The sequence below is a fragment of the Capnocytophaga sp. oral taxon 332 str. F0381 genome, from assembly GCF_000318275.2.
In the GTDB taxonomy this organism is placed as follows: domain Bacteria; phylum Bacteroidota; class Bacteroidia; order Flavobacteriales; family Flavobacteriaceae; genus Capnocytophaga; species Capnocytophaga bilenii.
In genome coordinates, this window is record NZ_KB291317.1 from 43927 (window position 1) to 60375 (window position 16449).

Annotated in this window: 14 protein-coding genes and 1 pseudogene; 6 read left to right on the forward strand and 9 right to left on the reverse strand. The window is 38.3% G+C overall.

Going from position 1 to position 16449, the window contains the following annotated elements; translation table 11 throughout:
- Positions 1 to 189 precede the first annotated feature (189 nt).
- Together ffh and folD are read left to right on the forward strand one after the other, a co-directional pair.
- The gene (gene ffh, locus HMPREF9075_RS07235; RefSeq protein ID WP_009415858.1) at positions 190 to 1518 is read left to right on the forward strand and encodes a signal recognition particle protein; all 1329 of its coding nucleotides are present in this window, start codon (positions 190 to 192) and stop codon (positions 1516 to 1518) included.
- Between the two features lie 23 nt (positions 1519 to 1541).
- Entirely contained in the window at positions 1542 to 2420 is an 879-nt protein-coding gene (gene folD, locus HMPREF9075_RS07240) for a bifunctional methylenetetrahydrofolate dehydrogenase/methenyltetrahydrofolate cyclohydrolase FolD (RefSeq protein ID WP_009415859.1), read from the forward strand.
- A 51-nt stretch (positions 2421 to 2471) separates the two neighbouring features.
- Here the strand turns inward: folD and HMPREF9075_RS07245 are convergent, their stop codons facing one another.
- Together HMPREF9075_RS07245 and HMPREF9075_RS07250 are read right to left on the reverse strand one after the other, a co-directional pair.
- Complete coding sequence (locus HMPREF9075_RS07245; RefSeq protein WP_009415860.1) at positions 2472 to 3203, reverse strand: shikimate dehydrogenase; 732 nt, start codon at positions 3201 to 3203, stop codon at positions 2472 to 2474.
- A gap of 22 nt (positions 3204 to 3225) precedes the next feature.
- Entirely contained in the window at positions 3226 to 4473 is a 1248-nt protein-coding gene (locus tag HMPREF9075_RS07250; protein WP_009415861.1) for an ABC transporter permease, read from the reverse strand.
- A 338-nt stretch (positions 4474 to 4811) separates the two neighbouring features.
- Between HMPREF9075_RS07250 and purH the strand changes: the two genes are divergently transcribed.
- Positions 4812 to 6344, forward strand: coding sequence for a bifunctional phosphoribosylaminoimidazolecarboxamide formyltransferase/IMP cyclohydrolase (gene purH, locus HMPREF9075_RS07255; protein ID WP_009415862.1), 1533 nt, complete (start codon positions 4812 to 4814; stop codon positions 6342 to 6344).
- 8 nt (positions 6345 to 6352) lie between these two features.
- Positions 6353 to 7126: an ABC transporter permease gene (locus tag HMPREF9075_RS07260; protein WP_009415863.1), complete on the forward strand. Its 774-nt coding sequence runs from the start codon at positions 6353 to 6355 to the stop codon at positions 7124 to 7126.
- A gap of 170 nt (positions 7127 to 7296) precedes the next feature.
- Here HMPREF9075_RS07260 and HMPREF9075_RS07265 read toward each other — a convergent pair whose 3' ends face one another.
- The 3 genes from HMPREF9075_RS07265 to HMPREF9075_RS07275 all read right to left on the reverse strand — a co-directional run bounded on the left by HMPREF9075_RS07265 (position 7297) and on the right by HMPREF9075_RS07275 (position 9786).
- The gene (locus tag HMPREF9075_RS07265; RefSeq protein ID WP_009415864.1) at positions 7297 to 7848 is read right to left on the reverse strand and encodes a 5-formyltetrahydrofolate cyclo-ligase; all 552 of its coding nucleotides are present in this window, start codon (positions 7846 to 7848) and stop codon (positions 7297 to 7299) included.
- 4 nt (positions 7849 to 7852) lie between these two features.
- Complete coding sequence (locus tag HMPREF9075_RS07270) at positions 7853 to 8719, reverse strand: GH25 family lysozyme (RefSeq protein ID WP_034557149.1); 867 nt, start codon at positions 8717 to 8719, stop codon at positions 7853 to 7855.
- Between the two features lie 254 nt (positions 8720 to 8973).
- Positions 8974 to 9786: a M48 family metallopeptidase gene (locus HMPREF9075_RS07275; RefSeq protein ID WP_009415867.1), complete on the reverse strand. Its 813-nt coding sequence runs from the start codon at positions 9784 to 9786 to the stop codon at positions 8974 to 8976.
- 206 nt (positions 9787 to 9992) lie between these two features.
- Between HMPREF9075_RS07275 and udk the strand changes: the two genes are divergently transcribed.
- A complete protein-coding gene (udk, locus tag HMPREF9075_RS07280) occupies positions 9993 to 10607 on the forward strand; it encodes a uridine kinase (RefSeq protein ID WP_034557153.1) in 615 nt (204 codons plus the stop codon).
- Positions 10604 to 10918 (forward strand): DUF5320 domain-containing protein, encoded by a 315-nt coding sequence (locus HMPREF9075_RS07285; RefSeq protein ID WP_009415870.1) that lies wholly within the window; start codon positions 10604 to 10606, stop codon positions 10916 to 10918. Before udk ends, HMPREF9075_RS07285 begins: the two co-directional genes overlap by 4 nt.
- Before the next feature lie 18 nt (positions 10919 to 10936).
- Here the strand turns inward: HMPREF9075_RS07285 and HMPREF9075_RS07290 are convergent, their stop codons facing one another.
- The 4 genes and pseudogenes from HMPREF9075_RS07290 to HMPREF9075_RS07305 form a co-directional block, all read right to left on the reverse strand.
- Positions 10937 to 11665, reverse strand: a complete 729-nt coding sequence (locus HMPREF9075_RS07290) for a biotin--[acetyl-CoA-carboxylase] ligase (protein WP_009415871.1) — start codon at positions 11663 to 11665, stop codon at positions 10937 to 10939.
- Positions 11666 to 13354, reverse strand: coding sequence for an MBOAT family protein (locus HMPREF9075_RS07295; protein WP_009415872.1), 1689 nt, complete (start codon positions 13352 to 13354; stop codon positions 11666 to 11668).
- Positions 13351 to 14871 (reverse strand): LysM peptidoglycan-binding domain-containing protein, encoded by a 1521-nt coding sequence (locus tag HMPREF9075_RS07300; protein WP_009415873.1) that lies wholly within the window; start codon positions 14869 to 14871, stop codon positions 13351 to 13353. The genes HMPREF9075_RS07295 and HMPREF9075_RS07300 overlap by 4 nt, the downstream gene beginning before the upstream one ends.
- 43 nt (positions 14872 to 14914) lie before the next feature.
- Positions 14915 to 16258: pseudogene (locus tag HMPREF9075_RS07305) on the reverse strand (GDSL-type esterase/lipase family protein); the annotation flags it as partial.
- Positions 16259 to 16449: the final 191 nt, after the last annotated feature.

The following is a 16449-nucleotide window of genomic DNA, read 5'->3' on the forward strand; positions in this document are numbered from 1 at the left end:
TGAAGTGCTCTATATGCAATACGGCTCATACAAAGTAAAGCTAATACCACTCAGAGAGAAAAACTCACTTATAAAGGAATCATCTCCCAAAAAATGAAATAAAATGCCCTTGCTGTAGTTTTTTTATTGTTATTAATGATTAATTGTTAATAATTTACTATCTTTGCACCGCTTTTAAATGAGATAAAAATGTTTGATAATTTAAGTGATAAATTAGAAAAAGCCCTGCATAATCTTAAAGGGCACGGTAAAATTACCGAAATCAACGTAGCAGAGACTTTAAAAGAGGTGAGACGTGCCCTTTTAGATGCGGACGTGAACTATAAAATAGCTAAGGATTTTACCAATACAGTTAAGGAAAAAGCCATTGGGCAGCAGGTACTTACCACATTGCAACCAGGGCAGCTGATGGTGAAAATCGTAAAAGATGAGCTTACTCAGCTAATGGGAGGTGATGCAGCAGGAGTAAACCTCTCGGGGAATCCTACCGTTATTTTGATGTCGGGCTTGCAGGGTTCGGGTAAAACCACCTTCTCGGGCAAGTTGGCTAATTATCTTAAAAACAAGAAAAATAAAAAGCCCCTTTTGGTGGCTTGCGATGTGTATCGTCCTGCGGCTATTGATCAGCTGCATATAGTGGGCGACCAAGTGGGGGTGCCTGTTTTTTCAGATAAAGGCAATAATAACCCTGTAGATATAGCACTTAAAGGAGTGCAATACGCTAAGGATAATCACCTAAATGTGGTAATTGTAGATACGGCAGGTCGTTTGGCAGTTGATGAGCAAATGATGAATGAAATTTCTAACATTCACCAAGCTATCAAACCACACGAAACGCTCTTCGTAGTAGATGCAATGACGGGGCAAGATGCGGTTAATACGGCTAAGGCTTTTAATGATGTGCTTAATTTTGATGGAGTTATTCTTACCAAACTCGATGGTGATACCCGCGGTGGTGCCGCTATTACTATCAAGTCGGTAGTCAATAAGCCTATTAAGTTTGTGGGTACAGGAGAAAAGATGGAAGCTATAGACGTGTTCTATCCCGATCGTATGGCAGACCGTATTCTTGGTATGGGTGATGTCGTTTCGCTCGTAGAACGCGCTCAAGAGCAGTTTGACGAAGAACAGGCTCGCAAACTTCAGAAGAAAATCGCTAAAAATCAATTTGGTTTTGATGATTTTCTCGAACAAATACAGCAAATTAAGCGTATGGGTAGTATGAAAGACTTGCTGGGTATGCTCCCTGGTGTAGGTAAAGCTGTAAAAGACCTCGATATTAAAGACGATGCCTTTAAGCATATTGAGGCTATTATCCACTCAATGACACCTAAAGAGCGCAGCAATCCTGCTATTATTGATATGAGCCGCAAAAAGCGTATTGCTAAAGGCAGCGGGCGTGAGCTTCAGGAAGTAAACCAGCTAATGAAGCAGTTTGAACAAATGAGCAAAATGATGAAGATGATGCAAGGCGGTGGTGGTAGAAAGATGATGCAAATGATGCAAAATATAAGATAAAATAACAATAACAACTAAAAAAAATGACTATTTTAGACGGAAAAAAAACTTCAGAAACCCTGAAACAAGAAATTGCTGAAGAGGTAAAACAACTGAAAGCAGCAGGCAAAAAAGCGCCTCATTTGGCAGCTGTATTAGTAGGTGATGATGGGGCTAGCCTTACCTATGTAGGGAGCAAAGTAAAGGCTTGTGAGCAGGTAGGATTTGCTTCTACCCTTGTGAAACTTCCTGCCGATATTACTGAGGAGGTTCTTTTGAAAGAGATTGATAAACTTAACGCCAATCCAGATATTGACGGCTATATAGTGCAGTTGCCTTTGCCTAAGCATATTGATGAGCAGAAGATACTCTTGGCAGTAGATCCTAAAAAAGATGTAGATGGCTTTCACCCTTCCAATTTTGGTAGGATAGCTTTAGATATGGAAGCTTTTATTCCTGCTACTCCTTTTGGTATTATGGAACTCCTAAAACGTTATGAAGTGCCTACTAAAGGCAAACACGTAGTAGTTGTGGGACGCTCGCATATCGTGGGCAGACCTATCAGCATCTTGCTCAGTCAAAAAGGAGCGCAAGGCAACGCTACAGTTACGCTCACCCACAGCCATACTCCTAACCTTGCGGACTTTACTCGTCAGGCAGATATTATCGTGATGGCATTAGGTATACCAGAGTTTCTAAAAGGCGATATGGTAAAAGAAGGCGTTACGATTATAGATGTAGGGATTACACGCCTAAAGGACGACAGCACCGCCAAAGGATACCGCATCGTAGGCGATGTAGCTTTTAATGAGGTAAAGGATAAAGCAAGTTTTATTACGCCAGTACCTGGTGGAGTAGGTCCTATGACTATAGCAATGCTTTTGAAGAATACATTGTTAGCTTACCAGTGGAATAGAAAATAACAAAAGAAAAAATAAAGACGAAAAAAGAGGCACTTAGCCTCTTTTTTTGTGTTATGAATTCCATATTTCCCAAGCTTTTTCAGCTTGTAACTCCAGCATCTTTTGTCCGTTACAAGTAGTAGCCCCTAACTGTGTGCCCAACGCCAAAAAAGTAGTCTGTGCAGGATTATAAATAAGGTCGTACAACAAGTGCTGCCCACTAAGGTATTGATAGGGCAGAGGAGGGCAATCAGTAATATTAGGATACGTACCTAAAGGAGTACAGTTAATAATAAGTGTATGTGCCTCTATAATAGCAGGAGAAAGCTGGTGATAAGCCAGCTGTCCTTCTTTGGAGCTACGTGATACAAAAGTATAACCAATGCCCAACTGCTGCAAGCTATAAGCCACTGCCCCCGAAGCACCGCCCGTACCCAATATAAGTGCCTGTGTGTGATGAAGTTGTAATAAAGGTTTTAGAGATTCGGTGAAACCGTAATAATCGGTATTGTAACCTATAAGCCCTATAGGAGTAGGCTTAATAGTATTCACAGCCCCTATTTGGTGAGCTGTGGGCTCAATAGCCGCGAGTAGTGAGATAATATCACGTTTATAAGGAATCGTAACATTCATTCCTTTAAGAGTAGGAGTGGCTTTTAATAGCGCAGGGAGCTCATCAAGTGTCTGAATATCAAAATTGATATACTGAGAATCAGTAATACCTTCACGTGCGAACTTCTCGCTGAAATAATTACGTGAAAAAGAATACGAAATATTACGACCTATTAAAGCATATGTTTTCATTTTAAGAATTATGAATTAATTATCATTGTCCCGTTCTGATAGCCTCCACAGGATTTAACCGCGCAGCACTCGAGGCAGGAATAATACCCGAAAGTAAGCCTACTACAAGCGAAATACCCAAACCTATACTTATATTTTTAACAGATAACACAAACTTAAACTCATCAAAAGAAGCACTAATACCTATCGTGAGTGCCCAAACTGCAATTAAACCAAGCAATCCACCAAAAATAGCCAATAGCACCGCTTCAAAAAGAAATTGAAACAAAATAAATTGATTTTTAGCACCCAATGACTTCTGTACCCCGATAAGATTAGTCCGTTCTTTTACGCTTACAAACATAATATTAGCAATCCCAAAACCGCCTACCAATATAGAAAAACCTCCAATAATCCAACCTACAACATTCATCATACCAATAGTTTGGTCAATCATATCAGTAAGAGAAGAAATTTTATTCAGGAAAAAATTGTCTATATCATTAGGTTTCAATCCCCTATAAGTGCGGAGTTTCTGCCGTAAAACACCTTCAAATTCAGCAGCATCCACCCCCTTCTTAGGTTTTATAGTTACACCACAAGGCATTCCCTGCGGACCTGTATTCATAAAATTACGTACAAAGTTAGCAGGCACATAAGCATTATCGTCAGCACCATTTCCCATCTCTCCATATTTTTTAAGCACCCCTATAACCATAAGTTTCCTGCCAAACATACGCACCTCTTTACCCAACGGGTCTTCATAACCAAATAACTGTTCAGCAATAGAATGCCCTAAAAGAACCACAGGGCTACCAGCATTAGTTTCAGCCTCGTTGTAAATCCTCCCTTTTTCCATTTTAATGTCATTGATAAGCTCCACACCCGAGGACGTAGCTTGTACATTCAGGTTAGAGAGCGTTTTTCCATTGTATTTGGCAGTAGTATTTACACCAAACATACTATAAACCACAGCCTCAGTATTAGGAAGTTCCCGCTTTAAGAATTCAAACTCCTGATAAGTAACTTGCGGAAAACGAAGCCGCTGCCAGCGAGGTACATCAGTAGGAGCAAAAGAGAATTTAGAAAGCGTAATCATATTCTTGTCAAGCCCCGCAAGACTATCCTGTATGCTTTTATTGAGAGAATCAACTGCCGATAATACCGAAATAATAGAGAAAATACCCACCGTAACGCCCAAGAGCGAAAGGAAGGTACGCAACTTATTATCACGTAACGACTTAATAGCAAAATTAAAACTCTCTTTTAATAATTGTAAATAAATAAACATAGTTAGTTCTCAGTTTTTACAGCCAGAAGCTATCCCAAAAATTAATCAGCCTCACAAAACAAAACTCTTTCAGTCAGCAAAAATATTTTTCTGCAAATATATGAAATAATTATGAATTAAAAGACTATCTGAAAAATCTTTTTCTACAAACTCATAACCTCCCGTTCCACTGCCCCGCCAATTCAAAATTCAAAATTCCCAATTCTTCTCACCGAACCTTGAGCGAAGGATTAGCGAAGGATTAGCGAAGGATAAACAAAAAAGATTTGTCAATTATCAATTGCTAATTATCAATTATTTACTATCTTTGCAGCGTAAAAATACAAATATTTTTCCAAATGAGCACTGCAAAGCAAGCAAAATCAGCATTGATTTCCGTTTTTGATAAGACAGGATTAGAGCCTATCATTCAAAAAATGAAAGATTTAGATTTTACAATCTATTCCACCGGAGGTACAGAAGCCTTTATTAAAAAATTAGGAGTAGAAGTAATCCCTGTTGAAACAATTACCAACTACCCCTCTATCTTTGGAGGTAGAGTGAAGACATTACACCCCAAAATATTTGGGGGAATCCTAAATCGGCAAGACAACGAAACCGATATTAAGGAAATGAAACAATACACAATCCCACAAATAGATGTAGTGATTGTAGATTTGTATCCTTTTGAAAAAACGGTAGCCAGCGGTGCTACTCAAGAAGAGATTATTGAAAAAATTGATATAGGAGGTATTTCCCTTATCCGTGCGGCAGCTAAAAACTTCAAAGATGTGCTTTGTGTAGCATCAGTAGATGAATATGGTGCTCTATTGCAAATATTAAATGACCAAAAAGGAAGTACCACATTGGCACAACGCAAAACATTTGCTGCAAAAGCTTTCCAAGTGTCATCACATTACGACACCGCTATCTTCAACTATTTCAACCAAACCGAACAACTTCCAGCACTAAAACTAAGCGAACCCCGTGGCGAGGTATTGCGTTATGGCGAAAACCCTCACCAGCAAGGACGTTTTTATGGGGATTTTGAAGCGCTCTTCACTAAACTACACGGCAAAGAACTTTCATACAACAACTTGTTAGACGTAGATGCTGCGGTAAACCTAATTAGCGAGTTCGCCAATGATGCCCCTACTTTTGCTATCTTAAAGCATAATAATGCTTGCGGAGTAGCTACACGCAACACCATCAGGGAAGCCTACCAAGCAGCCTTAGCAGGCGACCCCGTATCGGCTTTTGGAGGTATCCTTATCGCTAATACAACCATTGATTTAGGTACAGCCGAAGATATTCATTCTTTGTTCTTTGAAGTCATTATTGCACCATCATATACCGATGAAGCGTTAGAAGTACTAAAACAGAAGAAAAACCGCATTATTTTAGTGCAAAAACAATTGCAATTGCCTACAATAAGTGTTCGTTCCTGCCTAAATGGTTATTTGGTGCAAGATAAAGACCTTAAAACCGACTCAATCACCGATTTGCAATACGTTACCGATACTAAACCAAGTGCAGAAGACCTTGAAGACTTGTTCTTTGCCTCTAAAATATGCAAAAACACTAAGTCTAATACCATAGTGCTTGCCAAAAACAAACAACTTATAGCCAGTGGTACAGGACAAACAAGCCGTGTAGATGCTCTTAAACAAGCTATCGAGAAAGCTAAAGAATTTAAATTTGACCTTAACGGAGCTGTAATGGCAAGCGATGCCTTTTTCCCTTTCCCCGATTGCGTAGAGATTGCCGGTAAAGCAGGTATTCGTTCCGTAATACAACCCGGAGGGTCTATAAAAGACAATTTAAGTATCGACTATTGTAATGCCCACCAAATAGCAATGGTGCTTACTGGAGTACGACACTTTAAACACTAATAAAAAAGATGCTAAAGATAATAGAAATACTAGAAAAACCATTCGAAAAACACTTCGTAGCTATTGCTGGTTATTTTGTGATGCTCTATAACGTTTTTAGGAAACAGACGCGTTGGTCTATTACAAAAGATTTAATAATGCGTGAGTTGGAAGATCTTATACTAAATTCATTGGGTATTGTGCTTTTTATTTCATTCTTTGTAGGAGCTGTAGTGGCAGTACAAACAGCATTGAATGTAAATAATCCTTTTATTCCAAAGTATCTGATAGGGTTTGCCACACGCCAATCTATAGTGTTAGAGTTTGCTCCTACCTTTATTTCAATAGTATTAGCAGGTAGGGTAGGATCATTTATCACTTCAAGTATAGGAACAATGCGAGTAACAGAACAAATAGACGCCCTTGATATTATGGGAGTAAATTCAGTGAATTACTTAGTGTTTCCTAAAATCATAGCAATGCTTTTTATGCCTTTTTTAATAGCCTTAGCAATGGTAATAGGAGTATTAGGAGGCTGGATATCATCAGTAGCAAGTGGTTATTCTACAACGAGCGAGTTTGTACAAGGGGTACAATATGATTTTACTATGTACAGTTTGTTTTACGCACTCACCAAAACGCTTATATTTGCCTTTTTATTAGCTACAATTCCCTCATATCACGGCTATTATATGAAAGGAGGCGCACTTGATGTAGGTAAAGCAAGCACCCTATCATTTGTATGGACAAGTATAGTAATTATCTTTTTCAACTCTATAATTACGCAACTATTCTATGCGTAACTATACAATAACAAACCATAAAAAAATCCGATAGCAAAACGCTACCGGATTTTTTTATGTCTTATAAAAACGCTTAAAACCTAAATGTTCCTCCTACTCCTAATACAGTTTCAAAGAAGAAGAAATCGTGTTTAGCTTTGTCGGCAATATCTCCTTCGATGCTTTTACTTTTAAGGAGTACAAACAAGACTTACCCGTATGTCCTTTTCAGTCATAAAAGGTGATAAATCAGTTTCGGGGGAGAAGAATGAAAGACCTATTTTTAGTACATCAGGCTTACATTGCGCTAAAAAGCGATCGTAATAGCCGCCACCATAGCCAATCCGATTACCCCGATAGTCGCAAGCTAATAGAGGCACGAATACAACATCTATTTTATCGGGCGAGATAATCTTACCCCCTTTAGGTTCGTCTATTCCCCAAGCATTTGTTTCCAATATAGTATCATTAGTTAGCAGTACCGAATCTATGTTTTTAGTTTGAGGGTTCATTCGTGGTACCACTATTTGCCTGTTTTTCTTCTGCATAAAGGCTATTAGGGGGGCGGTATCTATCTCGTTTAGTTTTTTTATAGTTAGGAATATATGAAAAGTTTTAAATTGCCAAAGAGCTTCCATAGCTATGAGTTCATCGGTTATTTTTTGGCTCATAGCGGCACGTTCTTCTGGGGTAAGAGTGCTGCGCTTTTGCATATAAATTTTCCGCAAGTCTTTTTTTGTCATCTTTTTATTTGATTAAGAAGGTTTTAAGTTTTTCCTTATCTCCATTAAATACGTTGAAATCTATTTTCACTTTAGCACCTGGGGTAATACCATTTTCGGTAAATTGCCAAAATTGCCATTTAAAAACGTGAGTAGGGATAGCTACATTATTGTAATTGGCTACCCACAGAGGATAGTCTCCAAACATTGAGTACAAATGTTCTTCGTAAAAATTGATATAAGTGTAAAGAATCGGTTTTCGCTGAAAATGTTTTTCTACCAAGTCCAGCCAAGTTTGTATATCTTTTAAAAATTGTACTACCGATTTTTCTTTAGGCAATTGCTCTACATCAATGATAGGAAGCAAATCACCCTTTTCTAATGGAGCGTTATTGATATACGAATTAGCTTGTTTTACAGGGTCTTCATCGGGGCGGTAGTAGTGGTAGGCACCGCGTATCAAGTTGTGTTTTTTGGCTTCTACCCAAAAATGAGCAAAGTTTTTATCAGTAGTTTGGTTGCCCATTGTAGCTCTAAAAACAGCAAATTGCAAAGGGTATTTAGCCCTTTTATCTGTAATATAAAGGCTATCCCATTGTATTTCATCACGTTCTTGGTAGTGGGAGAGGTCTATCCCAAATATTTTATCACTGTGCAAGGTAATGATACGGGCAATGCGTTCGTTTTCGTATAGAGTATTAGTTTTGCTATAAAAAAGTTTGTTGAGTATTTTTTGGTAATAAGTAGGATAATAAGCTCGCAAGTAGAATGTGCCAGCCATTAAGAGTGCTATTAGCAATACAAAAAATAGCAGCAAATACTTCAGTACTGCCGATAATTTCTTTTTTTTAGGAGTATGGTATGTGGTGGGTTTTCTTCTTGTTTTTTTCAGTGTATTTTGTTTTTTTCTCAATGTTACTGATGGTTATGGTTATAGGAATTTTATAATTAATAATCAATTTTTACCAAGGCTTGTAGTATGACAATCCAAAAACTTGAGGCAGTCCAAAGAGTCTTTAATAGTACAAATGCGCCACTTCCCCCTTCAAAGGGGGTAGGGGGGATGTTAATAATTATAGAACTGATAATCAAATACTTTTAGCATTAAAACTTTTCAGACTCCCTCAAGTATTGGTGATAAAAGGGTTATTTTATAGGAGTTTTGGGCAGTGTTACTTCTCCTGGGTCTTTCCAAAGCCCGTCTTTGATAGCGCGTTTTTTAGCAGCTTCAGCACGTTTTTCGCTATCAGGGTGTGAGCTCATCATCTTTTGAAATTTGCTTTGTGTATCTCCCTTTGAAAGTAATGCCAACTTTTTGAAGGCAGTATAAACTGCAACTACGTCATAACCGTGTTTTTTCATAAAGTTATAAGCGTATTCATCGGCTTGTGATTCTTGTTTTTTGCTGTGTGAAGCTCCCAATATACCTTCAGCCATTTCTCCAAGTTCGGTATCGCTGAGTTTTCGTACGCTTTCCGAAGCGGCTGCACCTGCTTCTTGCAGTGCTGCACGGGTGTAGGCTGCTTTAATAGCATCTTTAGTGTCTTCGTTTTTCACGTGTCCTATTTCGTGCCCAATGATAGCCAATAGTTCATCATCAGTCATCAAATCCATCAATGACGAGAACACACGCACACTGCCATCGGCACAAGCAAAAGCATTGATATCTACCACGTTATATACTTTGTAGTTTAGGGTAAGCCCGTCTTCGCTTTTGTGTTTGCCAAATAGGCGGTTAAGCCTTTTAGTATAAGCATTTTTGCTGTCCGTAACAGGGTTGTGAGCATCCATCCATTCTACAGATTCTTTAGAGAGCTTTATAGCATCTTCGTTGCTAAAAGTAAGTGCTTTAGCTCCTTTTACTGCAGCACTTGCAGCCTTGGTAAGGTTAATTTTTTGAGCTTGTGCGCCACCCCAGCAAGCTATTGCCAAGGCAACAGTAATCATTACTTTTTTCATATTAGTTTATTTTTTAATTATGGCACAAATGTAAGAATTTTATTTTGAATAGCCAAATTTATTTTCCAGCCTGCTCGCCTACTTTCCTTTGTTGAAAATAAAGAATTGGCAAGGTATCGTATGTGGTAGATAAAACATTGAACATTAAACATTATTTTGTATCTTTGCACCCAGATTATAATTCAAAATTCATAACTCAGAATAAAATGCTTATTATAGGAATTACAGGGGGTACAGGCTGTGGTAAAACTACAGTTGTAAATCAGATTGTTAATGAACTTTCTGCTGAAGATGTTACAGTTATTTCACAGGATTCGTATTATAAAGATCTTTCGCATCTTACCTTTGAACAGCGTACACAAATAAATTTTGACCATCCTAATTCTATTGATTTTGATCTTCTTAAAGAGCATCTTCTTGCACTAAAAGCAGGAAAAACTATTGATACTCCTACTTATTCATTTGTAGAGCACAATCGTACCAAAGAAACTGTGCTGGTCAAGCCTACTAATGTGGTGATTGTTGAGGGGATACTTATTTTTTCTCACCCTGATATTCGCGATTTGTTCAATATCAAAATATTTGTTCACGCCGATTCTGACGAACGTCTAATTCGCCGCATCAAGCGTGATATTACCGAGCGAGGTCGTGATGTAGAAGAGGTGCTCAATCGTTATCAAAACACGCTTAAGCCTATGCATATGCAGTTTATTGAACCTATGAAGGAGTTTGCCGATATTATAATCCCTAATAATCGCTACAATACAGTTGCGATTGATATTATTAAAACGATTGTTCATAACCGAGTGTATCAAAAATGAAAAGAAAGACTATAGATTTTCTCAAATCGCTCTTATATGGTTACCGTTTATATCTTACGGTGCTCTTCTTTTTTATGATTATTATGATTTTTATAGGCTCTGGCTCATTTCTTGCGCATCACGAATACGATAAAGAGATTGAGAAGCTAAACAAGCAAAAACAATTCTTACAAAAGGAGATTGAAGTAGATAGAAAACAATTGGAGGAGCTTTATACTGAAGAAGGTAAAGAAAAATTAGGACGCGAAGCCTATTATCTAAAACACGATGACGAAGAAGTGTTTATTATTGAATATGACACTATTAATTAGTCAATAGGCAATAGCGTATTAGTACAGCATTTCTACTTCTTTTAGTCGGAATGCTTTCTCTCCACTTTCGGTAGCTATTATTAGCCTGCCATTGGCAGCTACGCCTTTAATGATTCCCATAAAGATTTCTCCTTCAGGCAAACGAAAGGTAGCCACTTTTCCCAGCCCAAATAGCAATGCCTCATATTCAGGATACACTTGCTCAAAATCCATTGGCTGTAGTAAAGTTTCTTCCAAGGCGCACATTACTTCTTCCAATACTTTTTTTACTTCTAGGGTGTGTCCTGTAATTTTTGCCAATGACGATGCTTTGGGTAAGCCTTCAAAATTAGTTTGATTTACATTCAGCCCTATTCCTATTACACTCTTTATAATCTGTTGCCCTTGCACTATATTTTCTATCAAAATACCCCCTATTTTCTTCCGTGTTATTACAATATCATTAGGCCATTTTATGTTTATTTCCTCAGCAATTCCCAAAGTTTTTAGAGCTTTTACTACGGCTATGGGTACTAACATATTCAATACAAATCCGCGTTCAATCATCAAGTTTTCAGGCGTAAAGAGAGTGCTGAAAGTTAGGTTCATATGAGGGGCACTTTGCCATTTAGCACCATATTGCCCTACACCTGCCGTTTGTATGGGGGTAAATACCGTCAAAAAATTTGGCAACAACGCACCGCTGTGCACCAAGTCCTTCAAGTAACGATTGGTAGAGTCGGTAGAGGAGAGTGTGATAAGTTTCATTTAAAACTGAAAATAAATAAAAGGCTGTGCATCACTGCTGGCAGTAGCATATACTACCCAAAATACAAGCGCTATAATCACAGCTTTAAAGGTAATAGGCATACTGTTAAACAAGTTCTTAAGCTGTTCGTTCATATTAGCAGGGAAAAAGTGCCATATATAGCCTATTGCCATTAGTAGGCAAACGTTTTCATATCCTAATACAATAGCTTTCCACTTTTCAAAATCCCAACTAAGCTCACTAATATTATTCATAATGGTAAGAGCAATGTCAAAATCTTTTGCTCGGAAAAATATCCAGCAAAAAGCCACAAAATGAAACGTAAGCAGGACAAAAAAGGCACTGCTACAGCGCTGCCATAAAGTTGTTTTTTTGTTGTCTTTTTTACCAAAATATTCGGTAAATGTTTTGTGTATGGCAAGTGCCAAGCCGTGCAGCGCACCCCATATAATAAATCGCAAGTTAGCGCCGTGCCATAAGCCCCCCAGCAACATTGTTGTCATTTGGTTGAAATGGCTTCGCACAGCTTTTTTTCGGTCTTTTGCTACTATTATAGCTATTGCAAATAACAAAAATGCTCCCGTTACAATATATAGAGGCAAATTATTGGTAGGCAGCATCCTAAAAGCCCAAATAAAGCTTGCTATAAAAAATATAGTAGGGAAAAAGTACCCCCAGAAAGTACCTTTTCGGTTACCTCCCACCGAAAAATATAAATAATCTTTTAGCCACGTAGATAGTGAAATATGCCACCTACGCCAAAATTCAGTGATATTTTGCGATTGGTAAGGAGTACGAAAGTTCGTAGGTAGCGTAAAACCCATTAGCAAAGCAAGCCCTATTGCCATATCCGAATACCCTGAAAAATCACAATATATCTGTAATGTATAGCCGTATACCGCCAATAAGTTCTCAATAGCGCTATAATTATTAGGAGCTTCAAACACTCTATCCACAAAGTTTAGTGAAATATAGTCCGAAATCACCGCCTTCTTTAGCAAACCGCCTATAATTAGAAATAAAGCTAAAGAGGTTTCTTCTTTTGTTAGGCTTATTTTCTTGTATATCTGCGGAATAAAATCTTTAGCACGCACTATAGGCCCTGCTACCAATTGAGGAAAAAAGCACACAAAAAATGTAAAATCCAAGAAACTTTTTGCAGGAGTTATCTCACGTCTATACACATCAATTGTGTAGCTCATTGTCTGGAAAGTATAGAATGAAATTCCTACAGGTAGGAATATATCCTGTAAGGCAAAGTTGCTACTCAGTATAGCATTAAAGCTATCAATCAAGAAGTTGGTATATTTAAAATATCCCAACAACCCAAGGTTCGTAACCATACTAATGGCTAAGAACAGCTTCCGCCTTGCAGGGTTTTCACTTTTGTGTATTTCGCCAGCAAAATAATAATCCATTAGCGAAGATAGTATCAAAAGTACAAAGTAATTACCTCCAGCTTTATAGTAAAAAAACAGTGAAAATAGCGTTACGTACACCGTACGAAAATGCGAATGTTTGCGCGTAACGATATATACCGCATAAAAAACTAAAAAAAGCCCTAAAAATAACCCACTACTGAATAATAATGGGTTGTTTTTATGATAAGTAAACCAATCGGTTATTTGCTGATATGTAAGTCCGTTAAAGTATTCCCACCACTCTGTGGCAATGGCTGCTGTGTTCAATTCAGATAAGGTTTTAAAGGTAGTTTAGACTGTTTTTTGTAAAGTAAGTAGTTACTGATAAATGCGTTGTAAAACAAGTCGCCTTGCACCAAATAGCCTGAGCGAGTGTAATGCACTCGGTCATTGGCAATTAAGTGATCGTCTATAAAGTGATCCATTGCCTCGCTACCGCCCAATGCGCGATATAAATCAAATACGCTGTAGTTCCCTCGTACCGATTTGCCTATAAGAGCATCAGCATATTCCCCACATAGCGGATTAGGGTTCTTGCGCTTATATAGCGAAGGAGGTGGAGTCGTAAAGAGTATTGGGCAATTGCCGTAATGAGCACGTACTTCAGCTATAAATTTTGCTACTTGTGTATTATAACGCTCAGCGGTCATACGCCCAAAGGTTTCATTAGTCCCCAGCGAAATAATCAATAAGTCTGGCTCTAAAGCCTTTATTTGTTCAAAAAAACGAGCAGACTTGTTGTAGTCCGAAAAATGAGCCCCATTCACCCCTATAGTGTGATAGATGATGCCATTGTTCTTATTTTCCAATACTATCCCGTCAAGCGTAAAAGCATCACTTTCGTTATTGGGGGTTAAGTAAATCTTTTCCGAGCTGTCTAAGTTGTCATACATATAGTAGTTATACAATGTATTGCCGTCCAATATCGTAGCATTACTCATATCCACTTTAGTAGCTACATTGTTTTCTGCTGCTTTAGTACCCACTTTTAGCACCTGTCCTACACGTATTCCCCCCGATTGCAAATGGTTAAGTTTCTTCAATTGTTCTACAGTAGAATGGTACTTTCGCGAAATGCTGTATAGCGTTTCTCCCTTGCTTACTTTGTGAGTGATGCTCTTAGCTGTAGAATGCTTCAAAGGCGTAACTTTCCCTACATTAGTAGCCAGTTCAAATAGCCGCTGGTTATCAGGAGTGATAATCTTCACAGTATTAAAAGCGTATTCTTTATTCTTCAAGTTCAGTTCAATCACAAAATTCTTCTTATTGGTCGATAGCGCATACCCCGTAATACCCGTTTGTGGTGAAGTTTTCTCCCCATTCCAAATAATATTTGATGAGAATGACACATTCCTACCTCCGTTAGTCTTTAGTAGCGAATATGGGAATACCAACCCCAGCCCAGCATTGCCAAAGTTCTCTTGCAGCTTGTTGCGTACAAGGTTTGTCATCACATCAGCCTGTATGTGCGAATCCCCTATATGTACGATGTTTATTTTCCTATCGTGAAATGTATCCAAGCTCATCAGTTTCTCAAAAAAAGGATTCAGAGCTGTAGGATTGTACAAGTTATCAAAAGCCTCAGGCGCAGGGTTATCCTCTTCGTCTCTGTCGTTGTTTGCTGCTTCAGCCAGTGCATCCTTATTCGCAGCCTTTATAGGGTCATTATGCGGTTTTGCATTAGCCAAGTTGATAGCTGTAGAGTAATTTACACTCAAGTAAGCTCCTACCGTCATAGTAAATACCCCTAAAGCTAAAAGTTTCTTTAATACATTTATTTTCATTAGTTGTTTTGTTATTTTCTTTATTATTACAAGCGGACTTTTATTTGTTGTTTTTCTGATATTGGGTGTGATACTCCTCCATCAGTTTGTTGTAAAGTAAGTGAGCCACCTTTTTAGCCCCTTTAGCATTGAAGTGCGTGTAATCCTTGCTCGCAAGCGAAGGAGTAGCCTCTACCCATTCTTTCATACTACCCTCGCCCCCCATTAGCTCATATAAGTTGATAAACCCACACTTTGTGTCTTTAGCAAAAGCCTCTTGTGCTTTAGCCAAAGGAACTACAGCCCTATTGGTTTTCATCACCCCATCTATTTTACTCGATTTATCAGCTGTCGAGATGATAAGTACCGAAGCATTCGGAAAACAAGCCCTTATTTGATTTACTACCTTCGTCATACCTTTTTTGTAAAAAGAATAATCCAACGAACCATAGTTCAGCACATTAGCTCCAAAGTGAAGCACTATAAGGTCATAACCGCCCAACGCACTATCAAACCGATTCATCAGTTCAGGACTAAAAAGCGTAATAGGTAAGCCCGAATTACCCCTGCTCGAAAAATTATCTACATACACCCCTTGGTTTTGCCCCGAACTAACACCGTAAAAAGGAATACTATCTGCCTGATAGAAAGTCATCTTTACACCCTTAGTAGTAAGCCCATCAGTTAGCGGCAACACATTTAGCGGTTTATCCGCATTTAGCGGTTTCACCACCTTCACAGTGTCGTTATATACAATTTCTACCTTAGCTTCTTTGTTCAACGAACGCCCGTAATACAACTGCGGAGCATATAACATACTGATATGCGGCTGATTAGATGCCTTATATTGCAACCAGCTATTATTGCTTTGCACAAAGAACACCTGCCCACTCACCCCAAACGGGCGACTTGGTTTCTTTACATTCACATACGATTGTGTTCGCCAAGTATTTGAATAACTATGCCACACACTCGCCCGTGATTTTGCTGACTCCGAGGCTATGGGTAAAAAACCAATACCTTCACCTCCAAAAGCATTCTGAAAAAGCAACCGCAAGTCCTGCACTATCAAATCACCATCAGTCATCGAATCACCGTAATAACCAATGCGAATATGCCCCTGATGACTAGTTTCCAATTGTTTCAACTTTTTAAAAAAGCCAAACAAATACTGTTCAGTTGTATGCAATTTTTTAGCTGTAGCTAGCGAATCAGCAGCCTCACCCAAAACCTTGTCTATTTCATTACCCGCCATAGCCTCAATCATCAAGCTATCGGCTACAATATTGCTACCCGTATGTTTATTTTCAGGAAAAATACGGTTGGGCAAAAAAGCTTTAAAAGCCATAAAAATAGCTGTAGCCAACAGAGCAATAAAGAGAGCTTGTTTGAAATAGTTCTTATTCACGAGTAATTTAGTTTGCTTTCAACGTGCAAAAATATAAAACTTTTTTCAAATAGCAAAAAAAAAAATTAACACATACCACCAAATCCACCCTCCCATTCCTCGATTGCCTGTGTGCCATACACTTTGGCAAACTCTGAAAGTTTGCTAAAGTTTTTTTACCCCCCCAATTCAAAATTCAGAATTCAAAATTC

Excerpts from the sequence above, each read along its gene's own strand:
- ffh (WP_009415858.1), top strand. The coding sequence starts at position 190 with ATGTTTGATAATTTAAGTGATAAATTAGAAAAAGCCCTGCATAATCTT.
- folD (WP_009415859.1), top strand. The coding sequence starts at position 1,542 with ATGACTATTTTAGACGGAAAAAAAACTTCAGAAACCCTGAAACAAGAA.
- HMPREF9075_RS07245 (WP_009415860.1), bottom strand. The coding sequence starts at position 3,203 with ATGAAAACATATGCTTTAATAGGTCGTAATATTTCGTATTCTTTTTCA.
- HMPREF9075_RS07250 (WP_009415861.1), bottom strand. The coding sequence starts at position 4,473 with ATGTTTATTTATTTACAATTATTAAAAGAGAGTTTTAATTTTGCTATT.
- purH (WP_009415862.1), top strand. The coding sequence starts at position 4,812 with ATGAGCACTGCAAAGCAAGCAAAATCAGCATTGATTTCCGTTTTTGAT.
- HMPREF9075_RS07260 (WP_009415863.1), top strand. The coding sequence starts at position 6,353 with ATGCTAAAGATAATAGAAATACTAGAAAAACCATTCGAAAAACACTTC.
- HMPREF9075_RS07265 (WP_009415864.1), bottom strand. The coding sequence starts at position 7,848 with ATGACAAAAAAAGACTTGCGGAAAATTTATATGCAAAAGCGCAGCACT.
- HMPREF9075_RS07275 (WP_009415867.1), bottom strand. The coding sequence starts at position 9,786 with ATGAAAAAAGTAATGATTACTGTTGCCTTGGCAATAGCTTGCTGGGGT.
- udk (WP_034557153.1), top strand. The coding sequence starts at position 9,993 with ATGCTTATTATAGGAATTACAGGGGGTACAGGCTGTGGTAAAACTACA.
- HMPREF9075_RS07285 (WP_009415870.1), top strand. The coding sequence starts at position 10,604 with ATGAAAAGAAAGACTATAGATTTTCTCAAATCGCTCTTATATGGTTAC.
- HMPREF9075_RS07290 (WP_009415871.1), bottom strand. The coding sequence starts at position 11,665 with ATGAAACTTATCACACTCTCCTCTACCGACTCTACCAATCGTTACTTG.
- HMPREF9075_RS07300 (WP_009415873.1), bottom strand. The coding sequence starts at position 14,871 with ATGAAAATAAATGTATTAAAGAAACTTTTAGCTTTAGGGGTATTTACT.